This is a genomic window from Methylobacterium sp. Leaf123, from assembly GCF_001423405.1.
In the GTDB taxonomy this organism is placed as follows: domain Bacteria; phylum Pseudomonadota; class Alphaproteobacteria; order Rhizobiales; family Beijerinckiaceae; genus Methylobacterium.
The window spans coordinates 35,618-51,487 of sequence record NZ_LMNS01000039.1 but is presented as its reverse complement, the minus strand read 5'-3'; the positions used below and the strand labels follow the sequence as shown (position 1 = coordinate 51,487).

The 15,870-nt window shown below is 71.7% G+C and carries 18 protein-coding genes; 16 read left to right on the top strand and 2 right to left on the bottom strand.

The features are described from left to right. Positions 1-277 precede the first annotated feature (277 nt). The 5 genes from ASF53_RS22375 to ASF53_RS22355 are packed head-to-tail and all read left to right on the top strand — an operon-like array spanning position 278 to position 4,980. Positions 278-706, top strand: coding sequence for a hypothetical protein (locus ASF53_RS22375; protein ID WP_056204104.1), 429 nt, complete (start codon positions 278-280; stop codon positions 704-706). Continuing rightward, positions 669-1,934 carry a DNA-packaging protein gene (locus tag ASF53_RS22370; protein ID WP_056204102.1) on the top strand — a complete coding sequence of 422 codons (1,266 nt, stop codon included), beginning with the start codon at positions 669-671 and terminating at the stop codon, positions 1,932-1,934. Before ASF53_RS22375 ends, ASF53_RS22370 begins: the two co-directional genes overlap by 38 nt. A 47-nt stretch (positions 1,935-1,981) precedes the next feature. Continuing rightward, entirely contained in the window at positions 1,982-3,154 is a 1,173-nt protein-coding gene (locus ASF53_RS22365) for a phage portal protein (protein WP_056204097.1), read from the top strand. Positions 3,155-3,212: 58 nt separating this feature from the next. Beyond that, the gene (locus ASF53_RS22360) at positions 3,213-3,683 is read left to right on the top strand and encodes an HK97 family phage prohead protease (protein WP_056204094.1); all 471 of its coding nucleotides are present in this window, start codon (positions 3,213-3,215) and stop codon (positions 3,681-3,683) included. Between the two features lie 31 nt (positions 3,684-3,714). Then, complete coding sequence (locus ASF53_RS22355) at positions 3,715-4,980, top strand: phage major capsid protein (RefSeq protein ID WP_056204831.1); 1,266 nt, start codon at positions 3,715-3,717, stop codon at positions 4,978-4,980. A gap of 6 nt (positions 4,981-4,986) precedes the next feature. Here the strand turns inward: ASF53_RS22355 and ASF53_RS22350 are convergent, their stop codons facing one another. Continuing rightward, positions 4,987-5,835, bottom strand: coding sequence for a S1 family peptidase (locus tag ASF53_RS22350; RefSeq protein WP_056204091.1), 849 nt, complete (start codon positions 5,833-5,835; stop codon positions 4,987-4,989). Between the two features lie 147 nt (positions 5,836-5,982). Further along, on the bottom strand, positions 5,983-6,762 hold the full coding sequence (locus ASF53_RS22345) for a trypsin-like serine protease (protein WP_056204087.1): 780 nt from the start codon (positions 6,760-6,762) through the stop codon (positions 5,983-5,985). A gap of 32 nt (positions 6,763-6,794) precedes the next feature. On the opposite strand from ASF53_RS22345, the gene ASF53_RS22340 reads away from it, so the two are divergent. The 11 genes from ASF53_RS22340 to ASF53_RS22290 all read left to right on the top strand — a co-directional run bounded on the left by ASF53_RS22340 (position 6,795) and on the right by ASF53_RS22290 (position 15,860). Beyond that, on the top strand, positions 6,795-7,370 hold the full coding sequence (locus ASF53_RS22340) for a head-tail connector protein (RefSeq protein WP_056204083.1): 576 nt from the start codon (positions 6,795-6,797) through the stop codon (positions 7,368-7,370). 21 nt (positions 7,371-7,391) lie between these two features. After that, positions 7,392-7,733 carry a head-tail adaptor protein gene (locus tag ASF53_RS22335; protein ID WP_056204080.1) on the top strand — a complete coding sequence of 114 codons (342 nt, stop codon included), beginning with the start codon at positions 7,392-7,394 and terminating at the stop codon, positions 7,731-7,733. Then, a complete protein-coding gene (locus tag ASF53_RS22330) occupies positions 7,730-8,149 on the top strand; it encodes a DUF3168 domain-containing protein (RefSeq protein WP_056204077.1) in 420 nt (139 codons plus the stop codon). Before ASF53_RS22335 ends, ASF53_RS22330 begins: the two co-directional genes overlap by 4 nt. Positions 8,150-8,179: 30 nt before the next feature. Then, a complete protein-coding gene (locus tag ASF53_RS22325; RefSeq protein WP_056204074.1) occupies positions 8,180-8,590 on the top strand; it encodes a phage major tail protein, TP901-1 family in 411 nt (136 codons plus the stop codon). Positions 8,591-8,592: 2 nt separating this feature from the next. Further along, positions 8,593-8,919, top strand: coding sequence for a gene transfer agent family protein (locus ASF53_RS22320; protein WP_056204828.1), 327 nt, complete (start codon positions 8,593-8,595; stop codon positions 8,917-8,919). Further along, positions 8,916-9,146, top strand: coding sequence for a phage tail assembly chaperone (locus ASF53_RS22315; RefSeq protein ID WP_056204070.1), 231 nt, complete (start codon positions 8,916-8,918; stop codon positions 9,144-9,146). Before ASF53_RS22320 ends, ASF53_RS22315 begins: the two co-directional genes overlap by 4 nt. Beyond that, on the top strand, positions 9,146-9,772 hold the full coding sequence (locus tag ASF53_RS22310; protein ID WP_056204068.1) for a phage tail tape measure protein: 627 nt from the start codon (positions 9,146-9,148) through the stop codon (positions 9,770-9,772). The genes ASF53_RS22315 and ASF53_RS22310 overlap by 1 nt, the downstream gene beginning before the upstream one ends. A 135-nt stretch (positions 9,773-9,907) precedes the next feature. Beyond that, positions 9,908-10,549, top strand: a complete 642-nt coding sequence (locus ASF53_RS22305) for a DUF2460 domain-containing protein (protein WP_056204065.1) — start codon at positions 9,908-9,910, stop codon at positions 10,547-10,549. Positions 10,550-10,559: 10 nt separating this feature from the next. After that, the gene (locus ASF53_RS22300; RefSeq protein ID WP_056204062.1) at positions 10,560-11,453 is read left to right on the top strand and encodes a phage/gene transfer agent baseplate hub protein; all 894 of its coding nucleotides are present in this window, start codon (positions 10,560-10,562) and stop codon (positions 11,451-11,453) included. Between the two features lie 7 nt (positions 11,454-11,460). Next, positions 11,461-11,925, top strand: a complete 465-nt coding sequence (locus ASF53_RS22295; RefSeq protein WP_056204059.1) for an NlpC/P60 family protein — start codon at positions 11,461-11,463, stop codon at positions 11,923-11,925. A 26-nt stretch (positions 11,926-11,951) separates the two neighbouring features. Beyond that, the gene (locus ASF53_RS22290; RefSeq protein WP_056204057.1) at positions 11,952-15,860 is read left to right on the top strand and encodes a baseplate multidomain protein megatron; all 3,909 of its coding nucleotides are present in this window, start codon (positions 11,952-11,954) and stop codon (positions 15,858-15,860) included. The last annotated feature ends 10 nt before the right edge of the window (positions 15,861-15,870 follow it).

Below are 15,870 nucleotides of genomic sequence, written 5' to 3'. Positions count from 1 at the left end.
AGAAGACCACCTTTCAGCATCGTGCTGTCTCCCGTGTGATGGAGGCGGTGACGCGCACTCCTTGGCTTATCTACTAATGAGGCTCCGTTAGCGTTCCTGTTCTATGGAAAAATTCATAGGCGGACGGGTTTGGAACGGCGGCAATCGCCCGCCGCGGGCTCATCCCTTCGGACCAAATTCCTCTTAATCGGCCTAGATAGGAATTTATAGATTGACACCGCGACGCTCCTCGTGTAGGTAAAGGGCACGCTCAAGAAGTGTGGATGGAGACACCGCGATGCCGGAACCCTCCGAGCCACGCGGCGCGCCCGCGACGGGCACCCCTTCGAGGCCAAACCCCAAGAAAACCCGCAAACGCGTGCCGGATACCCGGCGGCTGCGGGTGCAGTTGCGCGCGCATATCGAGCGGCAGATCGCACGCTTCGATGCCGCGCTCGATGCCGAGACGTCGCCAGCCGGGTTGGATTCCGCAAAAGTCCTGCGCGATCTCGGCGGTCTGAAGAACATGCTCGACGACATCAAGGCGGCCGATCGGGCCGCGCGGGAGGGACGGACGGATGGTGAAGCCAGCCGACCACCCCTGCCCACCGCCGACCTCGTGGCGATGCGCACGGATATCGCGCTCCGCTATGCTGCATTCGCGGCGGCGGAGCCGGATGACGGCGTTCTTGACCCGTCTCTCGCCGGACCATCTGCGCCTGCTTGAGGCCGATTGGCTTCATCTCGCGCGGCACGACCAGCTTCCGCCGCCGGGACACTGGACGACTTGGGCGGTGATCGGTGGGCGCGGCTCCGGAAAAACCCGGACCGGCGCCGAATGGGTGCGCGGCCTCGCCCTGGGCGATCCGGTGTTCACGCCCGAGCCGGTCGAACGGATTGCGCTTGTCGGCGAGACCTTCGCCGATGTGCGCGACGTGATGATCGAGGGGCCGTCCGGACTTCTCGCGCTTCCGCGTCTCGGCGGGCCCCCGCCGGTCTGGCAACCGTCGCGGCGGCGGGTGGTGTTCGGCAACGGCGCGGTGGCGCTCGCCTTCTCGGCCGAAGAGCCGGATTCCCTGCGGGGCCCGCAATTCGGCGCCGTGTGGTCCGACGAAGTCGCCAAGTGGCGCGAGGCCGGGGCGACCTACGACATGATTCAGTTCGGGCTGCGGCTCGGGACGCGTCCGCGCGGTCTCGTCACCACCACGCCGCGTCCGGTGCCACTGATCCGCCGGCTCCTCGCCGATCCGCGCACGGTGGTGACGCGCTCACGCACCGCCGACAATGCCCAGAACCTCGCGCCGAGTTTCTTGGAGGAGGTGGTCGGTCGCTATGCCGGTACCCGGCTCGGACGACAGGAACTCGACGGCGAGTTGATCGAGGATCGGCCGGATGCGCTCTGGACCCGCGATTCCATCGAGCGGGCGCGCGTCTCCGAGGCGCCGCCCATGCACCGCATCGCTGTCGCGGTCGATCCGCCGGCTTCGTCCCGTGTCGGGGCCGATGCCTGCGGCATCATTGCGGCCGGGCTCGCGGCCGACGGAACCGCCTACGTGCTGGCCGATGCCACCCTGGAACAGGCCGCACCCGCAATCTGGGCGCGGGCGGCGCTGGCTCTGTATCACCGTTTGGCGGCCGACGCGCTGGTGGCGGAGATCAACCAGGGTGGCGAGATGGTCGTCGCGGTGTTGGCCGAGGCCGACCCGAACGTTCCCGTGGCGACGGTGCGGGCGACGCGCGGCAAGCTGCTGCGGGCTGAGCCGGTCTCTCTGCTCTACGCTCAGGGGCGCGTCCGCCATGTCGGCCCGTTGCCAGCACTGGAAGACGAGATGTGCGCCTTCGGTCCCGGCGGTCTGCCCGGCGGCGGCTCGCCGGATCGGCTCGATGCGCTGGTCTGGGCGCTCACCCACCTGATGCTCGCGCCGTCCGTTGAGCCGCGCATCCGCCGGCTCTGACGGCCCGGGTTAATTTCACGTGAAACATTGCAAGTGGGAGGCGTGCCATGCCTGGATTCATCGCGCGGCTTGCCAAGGCGGCCGGGTTCGTCCCCGACACGAAGGCGAGCGCGGCGTTTGCCCTCTATGGCGAAGGCCGAGCGGTCTGGACCGCGCGCGATTACGCGGCCCTGGCTCGCGAAGGTTTCCAGCGCAACGCCGTCGTCCACCGCTCGGTCCGGCTGGTGGCCGAGGCCGCGGCCTCTCTGCCGCTGACGCTGGCCGGCGCCGAGGACGCGCATCCGTTGCTGGATTTGCTCGCCCGACCGAATCCCCGCGAAGGCGGGATGCGCTTTCTCGATGGGATTTACGGACATCTCTTGGTGTCCGGCAACGCTTACATCGAAGCGGTCGAGATCGACGGCCACCCTCGAGAACTCTTCTCCCTGCGCCCGGACCGGATGCAGGTTGTGGCCGGGGCCGATGGCTGGCCTGCGGCTTACGAGTACACTGTCGGGGGCCAGCGCCTTCGCTACCAGCAGGCCGGCGCCGTGCCGCCGATTCTACACCTGACGCTGTTCAATCCGCTCGACGACCATTACGGCCTCTCGCCGATGGAGGCGGCGGCCGTGCCGCTCGACATCCACAACGCGGCCGGCGCCTGGAACAAGGCACTGCTCGATAACGCGGCCCGCCCTTCCGGTGCCTTGGTCTTCGCGCCCTCGACCGGCGCGGCCTTGAGCGACACGCAGTTCACGCGGCTCAAGGCCGAGTTGGAGACGAGCTACCAGGGCAGCGCCAATGCCGGCCGTCCGCTCCTCCTCGACGGTGGATTGGATTGGCGCCCGCTCTCGCTGTCGCCGAAGGAGATGGACTTCGTCGAGGCGAAGGCGGCAGCCGCCCGCGAGATTGCGCTCGCCTTCGGTGTGCCGCCGCTGTTGCTCGGCCTGCCCGGTGACAACACCCACGCGAACGACGCCGAGGCCAACCGCGCCTTCTACCGCCAGACGGTGATCCCGCTGGTGCGCCGCACGGCCGATTCCCTGGCCCGTTGGCTCGAGCCCGCCTTCGGCCCCGCTCGGCTGGAGCCGGATCTCGACGCGGTCGAAGCCCTGGCGACCGAGCGCGAGTCTCTCTGGCGCCGGGTTCAGGGCGCGGACTTCCTGTCGGTGGACGAGAAGCGCGAAGCCGTCGGCTACGCCCGCCAGGAATCGGGGCAAGGCCCCCGCTCTTCGGCCTGAGGCCCCAGCGAGATTCGGGCAGAGCCCACTCTTCACTTCCTCTGATCGAGGTCTTGTCATGGATGGCCATTTCACCGGCTACGCCAGCCTGTTCGGCGTGCCCGATCTCGGCCGCGACACCGTCGCGCCGGGGGCGTTTGCCGCGAGCCTCGCCCGGCGGGGCGCGCGTGGGGTGCGGATGCTGTGGCAGCACGATCCGGCCGAGCCGATCGGATCCTGGCTCTCCCTCAAGGAGGATGGCCGGGGCCTGCGCGTTGCCGGCCGGCTCAACCTCGCGGTCCAGCGCGCCCGTGAGATCGACGCGCTGATGCGCGAGGGGGCACTCGATGGGCTCTCCATCGGCTTTCGCGTCGTGCGGGCGTCGCCCGAGCGCGGCGGGCGTCGGCTGCTCGCCGTCGATCTCTGGGAGGTCTCGCTGGTGACCTTCCCGCTGCAGCCCGACGCGCGGGTGATCCGCGCCGCAGCGCCGCGCCCCTTCATCCCGCCGCGCCTGCGCCTTGCGGCCCCGCCGCACGCGGCGCGCGCCTGAGTTTCCGCCTTCCTTCACCAATGAGGATGCCATGACCGAGATGCGTTTTGAGACCAAGGCCCCCACGGGCCTGCCCGAGAACAAGGCGGCGACCTTCGGCACCGAGGCGGTGCTCGATGAATTCGCCCGCGCCTTCGAGGCGTTCAAGGAGGCCAACGACGTCCGCCTCTCCGAGATCGAGACCCGGCTGACCGCGGATGTGGTAACGGAGGAAAAGCTCATCCGCATCGACGCCGCCCTCGATCAGGCGAAGAGCCGCCTCGACCGGATCAGCCTCGACCGCGCCCGGCCGCCGCTCGGCGGGGCGGAACCGGCGCGCGATGCCTCCGCCACCGAGCACAAGGCGGCCTTCGACCTCTATGTTCGCGCCGGTGAGAGCGCCGGCCTCAAGCGGCTGGAAGAGAAGGCCCTCTCCGCCGGCTCCGGGCCGGATGGTGGCTACCTCGTGCCGCCGACGATCGAACGCGAGGTGCTGCGTCGGCTCGCCGAGATCTCGCCGATCCGCGCCATCGCCACGGTGCGGGCCGTCTCCGGCGGGCAGTACAAGCGCGCCGTCTCGGTCAACGGTCCTGCCGCGGGCTGGGTCGCCGAGACCGCGCCCCGGCCGCAGACCGACGCGCCGAACCTGTCCGAGCTAAGCTTTCCGGCGATGGAACTCTACGCCATGCCGGCGGCAACCCAGACGCTGCTCGACGACGCGGTGCTCGACATCGATGCGTGGCTCGCGGAGGAGGTCGAAACGGCCTTCGCCGAGCAGGAGAGCGTCGCCTTCGTCACCGGCAACGGCGTCGGTCGGCCGAAGGGCTTTCTCAGCTACGACACTGTAGCCAACGCGAACTGGACTTCGGGCAAGCTCGGCTTCATCGCAACGGGGGCGGCCGGCGCCTTCCCCGCGAGCAACCCGAGCGACGTGTTGTTCGATCTGATCTACGCCTTGCGCGCCGGCTATCGCCAGGGCGCAAGCTTCGTGATGAACCGGCGGGTGCAGAGCGCGATCCGCAAGTTCAAGGATGCGGACGGCAACTACCTCTGGCAGCCGCCACTCGCCGCTGATCGGGCCGCGACGCTGATGGGCTTCTCCCTGGTTGAAGCCGAGGCGATGCCCGACATCGCCGCCGGCAACCACTCGATTGCCTTCGGCGACTTCAAGCGCGGCTACCTCGTCGTGGACTGCGTGGGCCTGCGGACCCTGCGCGATCCGTATTCCGCCAAGCCCTACGTGCTGTTCTACACCACCAAGCGCGTCGGCGGCGGGGTGCAGGATTTCGGCGCGATCAAGCTGCTTCGGTTCGCCTGATCGGTCTCAGTACGCCCGACGCCGGGCGGGCCGGGCCATCCATTCGGTGCGCCCGGCCTGCGCCGCGGCCATGTCGGCGGTCATCGCTTCCATCTCGGCAGTGCGCGAGGAGATCCAGCTCGCGTGCTCGCCGGTGGGGGTGACGGCGGTGAAGCCGCCGCAGGCGGTGCGGGCACGCCGGTCCTGGCGCATGGCGCCGCTCGACCAGCTCACCACGCCGACCATCTGGCCGCCCCGCAGGATCGGGCCGCCGGAATCACCCAGGCAGGCGCCGGCGCCGGCGGTTTCGGCCATGCGCCGCGAGTCGGTCACGACCGTCACGCGGTTGGCGACCTGCAACGAGCCGATCGACACGAGATGCGCCGTGCGCAGCGTCCGCGCGGTGTTGCGGCGGTTCTCGGCGAGCACGCCGAAGCCGGCGATATCCACGTTGTCGCCCGTGGTGATCGAACCGCCGCGGGGATCGAGCGGGCGGAAGCCGGCGCCCACCGGCTGCTCCAGCTTGATCAGGGCGAGGTCGATACCGGGTTGCTCCTCCGGCGTCGTGCCGGGCACGAATTCGGGATGCATCGAGACCGCGACCGCCCGCAGGCGGCGCTGGCGGAAATTCGGATCGACCACGACCACGTTGTAGCCGGCCTTGTGCATCACGCAGTGGGCCGCCGTCAGCACGATGTCCTGGGCGATCAGGGTGCCGGAGCAGATCTCACCCTGCGTGCTCTCGATGCGCACCACCGAGGCGCGAAGCCCGCCGGGATCGCGGGAGGTGCGACCCTCGACCACGGCCTGCGCCGAGAGGGGAACGAGACCCAGCAAGGCACCGAGCACGCACGCGCGAAGAGGGCTCGCAACCATCTTTTTTGTTCTCCTTAGGCCCAGGCGCGGAGCGCCGGATTCCATGAACGAATCCCAGGCCGGTTGAAGCGTATCCGAAGGCAATTCGGCGGCCAAGGTCCGGTTCCTCCTGGGCCATGGCGGCCGGATCACGATCGGTGACGGACGTCACCAGCGCGCGGAGGCGCCCCAGCCGGCGAGCGTCCGGTCGATCCAGTCCCGTTGCGGCCCGAGCAGGATGCCTTGGGTCAGGCCGCCGCAGGCATCTTTCACCCAGGCGGCGACCGCCACCACCGCTCCGCCCTCAAGGATCGGCCCGCCGGAATCACCCTGGCAGCCGCCCGCGCCCGGTGCCTGCATCCAAACCAGGATGCGGCTCGGGCCGTAGGGCTCAACCACGGCGAGCGTTGCGCCACGATAGCGGCCGATGGAGCGCCGGTCGCCGCCCCGCGCGGCGCCGTAGCCGGCCAGTGTCAGGCCCTGGCCCGCCCGCGGCATCGCGGCGCTCAACGTGGCCGGCACGAACCGGGCCGGGAGAGGTTCGCGGGTGCGCAGCAATGCAAGGTCGATGGAGCGGGTGCGCCCGCGGATGGCGTCGCCGTCATAGGCCGGATGCAGGAGGCGGGCGGCGGTCTCGGCCAGCACCGGGCGGCCTGTTTCGTCACGGTAGTGGACACGGTTCTCGCCGACGCCCGCCACGCAATGGCCGGCGGTGAGCACCGCGTCCGGGGCGACGACGATCCCTGAACAGACCCCGCCACCGGAGGTCAGCACCATCACCGCCGAGGCCGCACCCGGCACCGCCGCGCCTTCCCGTCCGCCGACGATGGCGGTCGCTGGTGTCGCTGCGAGCCCGAGCGCGAGGGCCGCCGCTCCGAGGGCAAGGCGGGCCGTGCGCGAAAGAGATACGCGCGTCGCGCGCGGAAGAGATGGGTTCGGCGCGCGCATCGGTTGCGAAAACGCTTTCAGGAGAGGCTGACATGACTCCGATACGCGTCGAGGAGACCGGCGTCGAGCCGGTGAGCGTGGCCGAAATGCGCGGCTATCTCCGGCTCGACTCCGACGAGACCGCGGAGGACGCCTTGCTCGCCCGCCTGATCCCGGCGGCGCGGGCCGCGGTCGAGGCCGCCTCCCGCCGGCTGCTGCGGCCCGCGCGCTTCCGGGTGGTGCTGGCGGCCTGGCCCCGGCTCGGGCTGGTGCCGCTGCCGCTGAGCCCGCTCGTCACCGTGCTCCGCGCCGGGCTCGTCGATGCGCACGGCACCCTCACGGAGATCGAGCCGGGGCCGATCCGTGTCGGCCCCGATCCATGGGAGGCGCCCTGCCTCCTGTTCGGGCCGGATCTGCCGCCACTCGGTACGGCCTCGGCTTTGGTCGAGGTCGCTGCTGGCTGTGGCGGCGAGGGACCGCCGGCTCCCGAGCCGCTGGTTCAGGCTCTGCGTCTGACGATCGCGGACTGGTTCGAGAACCGCGGCGATGCGGGCCGCGAGGGCGCGCCCCGGCCGCTGCCGCCCGAGGCGGCGGGGCTCGCCGCCGCCTGCCGCCGGATGCGGCTCTGACCTCACTCACGGAGATCGACCATGACCCATAGGTCGCTCGGCGCGCGGCGGCGGCGCCTCGTGCTCGAAGTGCCGGTGGACGAGCCCGACGGGTTCGGCGGCCGGCTCCGCCGCTACGTCGCCGGACCCGTGCTGTGGGGCTCGCTGGAATCGCTCGGCAGCGCCGCCGCCGCCCGCGGCGGTCGCACCGACCGGCCCGGCCTCTACCGCGTCGGCCTGCGCTACCGGCCCGGCGTCACCCCGGCCATGCGCTTCGCCGACGGACCCCGCCGCTTCGCGATCCGCGCAGCCGACGACCCCGACGGGCGCCGCCGCAACCTCGTCTGCGAGGTGGAAGAGGTGATCGAGGAGGCTTCCCCGTGACGCGATCGAGCCCCCTGCTGGCCCTGCGCGCCGGCCTTCTCGCGCACCTTGCCGCGGATCCGCCGCTCGCTGCGCTGATGGGCGGCCGCCTGCAGCTCTACGACGAGCCGCCGCGGGGCGCCGCCCCAGTCTATGCGCTGTTCGGACCGAGCGAAATCAGCGACGATTCCGTCGATGGCGCGCGGCGCCACCGACACGCCTTCGCGCTTACGGTCTTCGCCAAGCCGGGTTCGGCCCGCTCGGCCCTGGAGGTGGCCGAGCGCATCGCCGCCCGCCTCGACGAGGCCGACCTCACCTTGAGCGGCCACGCCCTCGTCCTCCTGCGCCTCAAGAGCCTCGCCGGGCTGCGCGACGAGCGCTCCGGCGAGGCGCGCGCGACCCTCTCCTTCGAGGCGGTGACCGAAGTCGCCGCCTGACTTTTCCCCGAGAACGCCGGAGCCGCGAGCATGAGCGCACAGAAGGGCAGGGAACTCCTGGTCCGAGTCAGTAATGGGGCCGGCGGCTTCGTCGCGGTGGCGGGCCTGCGCGCCCGGCAACTCGCCTTCAACGCCGAGACGGTGGACGTCACCAACGCCGATTCCGCCGGGCGCTGGCGCGAGCTGCTGGCGGGCGCAGGCGTGCGCCGTGCCGCGGTCGCGGGCTCGGGCGTGTTCCGCGACGAGGCCTCCGATGCGCGCCTGCGGCAGATGTTCTTCGACGGCGTGATCGGCCTGTTTCAGATCGTGGTGCCGGATTTCGGCACGATCGAGGGTCTCTTCCAGATCACGAGCCTCGAATATCGCGGCGAGCATGCGGGCGAGGTGACCTTCGACATAGCCCTCGATTCCGCCGGCCCGTTGAGCTTCGCGGGGGCATGACGATGGCCAACCGCCGACGCGGCGAGGTGCCGCTGACCCTTGGACACGAGCGCTACACGCTCTGCCTCACCCTCGGCGCTCTCGCCGAACTGGAAGACGCCCTCGGCGCGGGCGATCTCGCCGGCCTCGCCGAGCGCTTTGCCGGTGGGCGGCTCGCTGCCCGCGACGTGATCGCGCTGCTCGGCGCGGCTTTGCGCGGCGGCGGTCACGCCCTCGACGACGAAGCGGTGGCCCGCCTGCCGCTCGATGGCGGCCTCGCTGCGATCACCGCAGCGCTCGGCGAGGCGCTCGTCGCGGCCTTCGGCGAGGCTCCGCCCGCGGACCCTTGAGCCCTACGGGAAGTCACGCGCCGGAGACGCCCGTCTCCGCCTTCCCGTGGGATGCGGTGCTGACGCTCGGTCTTGCGACCCTGCGCTGGCGCCCGCGCGACCTCTGGGCCGCCACGCCCCGTGAACTTGCCGCCGCCGTGGGCCTGACCCGCCCGGTGCCCGACGCGCCGAGCCGGGCCGATTTCGACCGGCTGCTCGCCGCATATCCCGATGCGGGGATTTTCTGATGACCGACAGCGACCGCAGCACGGCCGAGCGCGCCCGGCAGCTCGAGACCCTCGACCGACTGGCCCAGCGCTTCGGCCAGAGCCTCTCCTCGGCCTTCGACCGCAACCTCAATGCCGGGCGCCAACTCGACGGCGTGCTGGCCTCGCTGGCGAGCAAGCTTTCCAACGTCGCGGTCAAGGCGGCGCTGGCTCCCGTCAAGACGGGGGTGACGAGCCTCGTCAACAGCCTGCTGAGCGCGGCCTCAGGGGGCGGCAGCACGACGGCGCTCGCCAAGGGCGGCCTCGTCTCGGACGGGCGGATCGTGCCGTTCCGGCTCGGCGGGGTTCTTGGTGGAGGACGGGTGCGCCCCTTCGCGGCCGGCGGGGTCGTGGCGGCGCCGACCTACTTTCCCCTCGCCGGCCCAGGGGGCGACACCGGCCTGATGGGCGAGGCCGGGCCGGAGGCGATCCTGCCGCTCCGGCGCGGCAGCGACGGTCGCCTCGGCGTCGCGGCGGGCGGAGCCGAGCGGCCGGTCGCAGTCACCGTCAACATCGCCACCCCGGACATCGAAGGTTTCCGCCGCTCCGAGGCCCAGGTCGCCGCCCGTCTCGCCCGCGCCGTGGCGCGCGGGCGCAGGGCGTTGTGATCACAACGTTTCCTGTCCTGCCTCAAGCGCCGGCGGCCGCCTCCGCGGCCTTGGCTTTCGCTTCGCTCGACGCCTCGGCACAGCCGAGGCCGCTCCGCGGGGCGCTCTTCGCGCCCGGACTTCGGAGTTTTTGCCATGCCGTCCGACTTCCACGAAATCCGCTTTCCCCTCGATGTCGCCTTGCGCGGCAGCGGCGGCCCGGTGCGGCGCACCGAGATCGTCACGCTGGCCTCGGGCCGCGAGCACCGCAACAGCCGTTGGGCGGATTCGCGCCGCCGCTACGATGCCGGGCTCGGCATCCGCACCCTCGATGCCCTGCACGCCGTGCTCGGCTTCTTCGAGGAGCGGCGCGGGCGACTCTACGGCTTCCGCTACCGCGACCGGGTCGATCACCGCTCCGGCCCGCCCTCGCGGCCGCCCGCGCCGACCGATCAGCGGATCGGCACCGGCGACGGCACGACCCGCATCTTTGCCCTCGCCAAAACCTACGGAAGCGGGCCGGACGCCTACCGCCGGGCCATCGCCAAGCCGGTGGCCGGCAGCGTGCGCGTGGCGGTGAGCGGTGCCGAGGTGGCGGCCGCAAAGCTCTCCGTCGATTCCGCGACGGGTCAAGTCACCTTCGCCGCCGACGCGGTGCCGCCGCCGGGTGCCGCCGTGACCGCCGGCTTCGAGTTCGACGTGCCGGTCCGCTTCGACACCGACGAACTCACCATCGATCTCGCCGCCTTCACCGCCGGCGAGGTGCCGCGAATCCCGCTGATCGAGATCCTGCCCTGAGGGGAAGCCGATGCGCGCCGTTCCGCCCCGTCTCGCCGCTCGCCTCAAGGGCGGCGCGACCACGCTCTGCCGCTGCTGGGCCCTGCGCCGCCGCGACGGCCTCGTCCTCGGTTTCACCGACCACGACCGCGATCTCGTCCTCAGTGGCGTGATCTACGCCGCCCGCAGCGGGCTCGAGGCAGCCGAGGCGAGCGCGGAGCTGGGCTTTGCCGTCGGCGGTGGCGAGGTGGCGGGCGCGCTGACCTCGGCCGGGATCACGGAGGCCGACGTCGCGGCGGGGCTCTATGACGGGGCCGGGGTCGAGACCTGGCTGGTCGATTGGGCCGAGCCCGAGGCGCGCCTGCTCCTCGACGTGGCGACCCTGGGCGAGATCCGCCGTGAGGGGGGCGCCTTCGTCGCCGAGTTACGTGGGCTGATGCACCGCCTCGACGTCACGGCCGGATGCAGCTTTCGCGCGGCCTGCGATGCGGAACTCGGCGATGCTCGTTGCCGCGTCGATCTCGCCGACTCGCGCTTTCGCGCGACCGGCACCGTGCAGGCCGCGTCCGATCCCGGCCGGCTCACCGTTGTGCTGACGGGGGCGTTCACGCCGGGCTGGTTCTCCGGCGGGCGCCTGACCTGGGATACGGGCGCCAATGCGGGCCACGCCGCAAACCTACGCGGCCATCGCCGCGACGGCGCGGCGACGCTCCTCGACCTATGGGACCCGCCGCCGCGTCCGGTCGCAGCCGGTGACGCCTTCATCCTCGTCGCCGGCTGCGACAAGAGCCTCGCCGCATGCCGCGACAAGTTCGCCAACACCCTCAACTTCCAGGGGTTTCCGCACATGCCGGGCAACGACTTCGTGCTGCGCTCCGGGCCTGAGGCCGGAGCCCGCCTCGACGGCTCCAGCCTGTTCCGATGAGGCCGTCATGGATGAGGATGCATCGCCGCTCGCTGAGCGGATCGTGGCGGAGGCCCGCGCCTGGGCCGGAACGCCCTACCGGCATCAAGCCTCGCTGAAGGGCGTCGGCTGCGATTGTCTCGGCCTGCTGCGCGGGGTCTGGCGCGCGGTGCTCGGTCCCGAGCCGGAGGAGCCGCCGCCCTATGCCGCCACCTGGGCCGAATCGGCCCTCGACGGGGCCGACCCGCTCCTCGCCGCCGCGCGGCGGCACCTCGTGCCGATTGCCGAGCCGCTGAGCGCCTATCAGCCCCGTGCGGGCGACGTCCTTCTCTTCGCGTTTCGCGCACATTTGCCGGCAAAGCATTACGCTATCGCCACCGGGCCGGCGGCGATGATCCATGCCCATGACGGTGCGGCGGTGACCGAGGTCACGCTCACACCGTGGTGGCGGCGCCACCTCGCCCACGTCTTCCGCTTTCCCGATCCGCCCTGAAACACCCGCTCGCCGGAGGCTCCGCCATGACAACGCTCGTCCTGCAAACCGCCGGCGAGGCGGTCGGCAATGCGCTCGGCGGCCCCATCGGCGGGATGATCGGGCGCGTGGCCGGCGCGGCCGGGGGCGCGGCGCTCGACGACGCGCTGTTCGGCACCGGCACGAGCCCGCGCTTCGTGGACGGGCCGCGGCTGACCGAACTCGGCGGCCTCGCCTCCACCGAGGGCGCGCCGGTGCCTCGTGTCTACGGCCGGGCGCGCATCGGCGGCACCCTGATCTGGGCGACACGCCCGCTCGAGGTCGCCAACACCACCGTGGAACGCTCGTCCTCCGGCTCGAAGGGCGGAGCGGGCGGTCCGAAAACCGTGCGCACCGCCTACAGCTACTTCATCGATCTCGCCGTCGGGCTCTGTGCGGGCGAGATCGCCCTGGTGCGTCGGATCTGGGCCGATGGCAGCGAACTCGATCTGACGACGCTCAATTGGCGCGTTCATACCGGCTCCGCGACGCAGGCACCCGATCCGCTCATCGTCGCCAAGGAGGGCGCGGACGACGCACCGGCCTATCGCGGGCTCGCCTACATCGTGTTCGAGCGGCTGCCGCTGGCCGCCTTCGGCAACCGCATCCCGCAATTCGCCTTCGAGGTGATCCGCCCCGTCGCCGGGCTGGCCGGCAAGATCCGCGCGGTGTGCCTGATTCCGGGCTCCACCGAGTTCGGCCTCGATCCGCTCGCCGTTAGCGAGGATGCAGGTTTCGGCGCTACGAAGCCGGCTAATCGCTTCCAGTTTCAGGGCGCTAGCGACATCGTCGCCTCCCTCGACGCGCTCCAGGCTTTGTGCCCGCGGTTGAAGCGCGTCTCGGTGGTAACGAGCTGGTTCGGCAACGATCTGCGCGCCGGGCAATGCACCGTGACGCCGCGGGTCGATGCGACGGCGAAGGCGACGACGGGCGAGCCCTGGGCCGTCGCCGGGCTGAGCCGCGCCGCCGCGCAGCCAGTTTCCCGCGCCGGTGACACCGCCGCCTATGGTGGTACGCCGTCCGATGCCGGGCTCGGACGGCTGGTGGCGGAGCTGAACCGCCGTGGTCTCGCGGTGGTGCTCTATCCCTTCGTGATGATGGACGTGCCGGCGGGCAACACCCTGCCGGACCCGTACCGGCCCGGCGAAACGCAGCCGGCCTATCCTTGGCGCGGACGCATCACCTGCGATCCCGCCCCCGACCGGCCCGGCAGTCCGGACGGCACCGGCGGCGCGGCCGATCAGGTCGCAGCCTTCTTCGAGGGGCCTCAGGGCTACCGGGCGATGATCCTGCACTATGCCGACCTCGCCGCCGGCTGGGCGGCGGCGGGGACGCCGCTCGCCGGCTTCGTCCTCGGCAGCGAGTTCGTCGGCCTTACGCGGGTGCGCGGACCGGACGGCGCCTATCCGGCGGTCGCGCAGCTTCGGCGCCTCGCCACCGAGGTCCGCGCCCGCCTCGGCGGCGCTGTGAGCCTCGTCTACGCCGCCGACTGGACCGAGTACGGCGCCCATGTCCGCGAGGGCGGCGCCTTCGTGCGCTTCCCCCTCGATCCGCTCTGGGCCGATCCCGCCATCGATGCCGTCGGCATCGACTACTACCCGCCGATCTCGGATTGGCGCGACGGACCGGACCACCGCGACGCGGCGGAGGCCGCGAGCGTCTACGACCGCGCCTATCTCAAGAACCGGCTCGGCGCGGGCGAGGCGTTCGACTGGTACTATGCCAGCCCCGAGGATCGCGCCGCGCAACGCCGTACGCCGATCACCGACGGCGCCTACAATAAGCCGTGGATCTTCCGGGCCAAGGATCTCGTCGCATGGTGGTCGAACCCGCATGTCGAGCGGGCGGGCGGCGTCGAGATCGGGCCGACGGCCTGGGTGCCGGGCGCCAAGCCGATCTGGCTCACCGAGATCGGCGTTCCGGCGGTCGATCGCGGCACCAACGGGCCGAACGTCTTCCCCGATCCGAAATCCTCGGAGAACGCAGTCCCGCCCTTCTCCCGCGGTGGCCGCGACGACCTGATCCAGGCCCGCGGTCTCGACGCGATCCTCGCGCGCTTTGATCCTGAATCGGACGGTTTTGAGCCGGCTCACAATCCGGTTTCGCCCCTCTATGGCGGCCGGATGATCCCGGCCGAAGACACCTACGTCTGGGCCTGGGATGCGCGACCCTTTCCGGCCTTCCCCGACTTCACCACCGTGTGGTCGGACGCCGCCAATTGGGCGCTCGGCCACTGGATCACCGGCCGGATCGAGGGGCTGGAACTCGACCGGTTGATCGCGGCGATCCTGAGCGATCTCGGCATCGACGCGGCCCTCGACATCGACGCCGCCGGCTTCCTCGACGGCGCCGTGCTCGACCGGCCGCTCTCCGCCCGCGAGGCGCTGGAGCCGCTCGCCCGGCTGTTCAACCTCGATGTCTCGGTCTCCGCCGGGGCCCTGCGGATTCGCGATGGGCGCAAGAGCGCGCCCGCCGTGCTGGACGCGGGCGACTTCGTTCTCGGCGAGGGCGAGGCGGCGCCCTTGCGCCGGGTGCGGGCGCAGGAGAGCGAGTTGCCGCGCTCCGTAGCGATCGGCTTTTCCGATGGCGAGAGTCCGGATTACCGCCGCGCCACCGCCTCCGCCGCGCGCGCGGCCGGCGCGCGGCGGCAGGAGGTGCGCGTTGAGGCGGCCATCGTCACCCGGCGCGACGCGGTGCAGGCCTTGGCGGAGGCCGTCCTCGATGCCGCGCTCGCGGGTCGCGACACGGCGGCCTTCGGGGTGAGCCCGCGCCGGATCGATCTGGAGCCCGGCGACGTGGTGGCGCTTCCGGACGAGAACCGTAGGACGCTTCACCGGATCGTGCGGATCGACGACGCACCCACGGGCCGGCGGATCGAGACACGGGCGGCGCCGTTGCCCCGACCCGATCCTGCACCCGCCACGCTGGCTCTGAGAACAGGTCGGAGGCCGCCGGCCGTGCCGGGGCCAGTCTTCGCCCTGCCGCTGGTCCTGCCGGTGGAGCACGGCGATCCGGTGCCGCTCTCCTATCTCGCGGTCTCGGCCGATCCCTGGCCCGGCGCCGTCGCAGTCTGGCGCTCGGCAGACGAAGGGGCGCCGTTCGCGCTCCATCGCACAATCGACCATCCGGCCTGCCTCGGCCGCACGCTGACCTCGCTGCCGCCGGGCCCGCTCTGGCGCTTCGACCGCAATGCCCGCCTCAATGTCACCCTGCGCCACGCGGAAGGCTTGAGCAGCATCGGCGAGGCCGCCGCGCTGGGCGGGGGCAACCTGTTCGCGGTGATCGGCGCGGACGGGGCGGTCGAGATCCTGTCCGCGGCGAAAGCCGAGCTGGTCGAGGCGGAGACGTGGCGGCTCTCAGGGCTGCTGCGGGGATTGGCCGGCAGCGAGGCCGCCGCGGGCCGGCCGGCGGGCGCGGGCAGCCTGATCGTGCGCCTCGATGACGGCGCCGTCCGGCCCCTCGTCGACCGGCTCGATGAGGCCGGCCGCCGCTTCCTCTACCGGGTCGGCCCGGCGGAGCGCGATCCGGCCGATCCCGCCTTCGTCGGCTTCGCGGCGACAGCGGACCTGACCGCCTTCCTTCCCTTGAGTCCGGTTCACCTACGCGCCCGGCGCGAGGCCGGCGGCATCCGCTTCCACTGGACGCGGCGCGCGCGGCGCGATGCCGATGCCTGGGAGCCGGCCGACGTGCCTTTGGGCGAGGGGGCCGAAGCCTACCGCCTCGACATCCTCGCCGAGGATGGGCGGATTCTGCGCAGCCTGAGCACCGACACGACGAGCGCGCTCTACGCGAGCGCCGACGAGATCGCCGATTTCGGCACGCGCCGCACCGAGATCGACGCCGCCCTGGTGCCGATCGGCCCGCTGGCCGGCCCCGGCCCCGCCCGCCGGGCGCGGGTGAGCCTGCGGACCGTCTGACATCCGATAC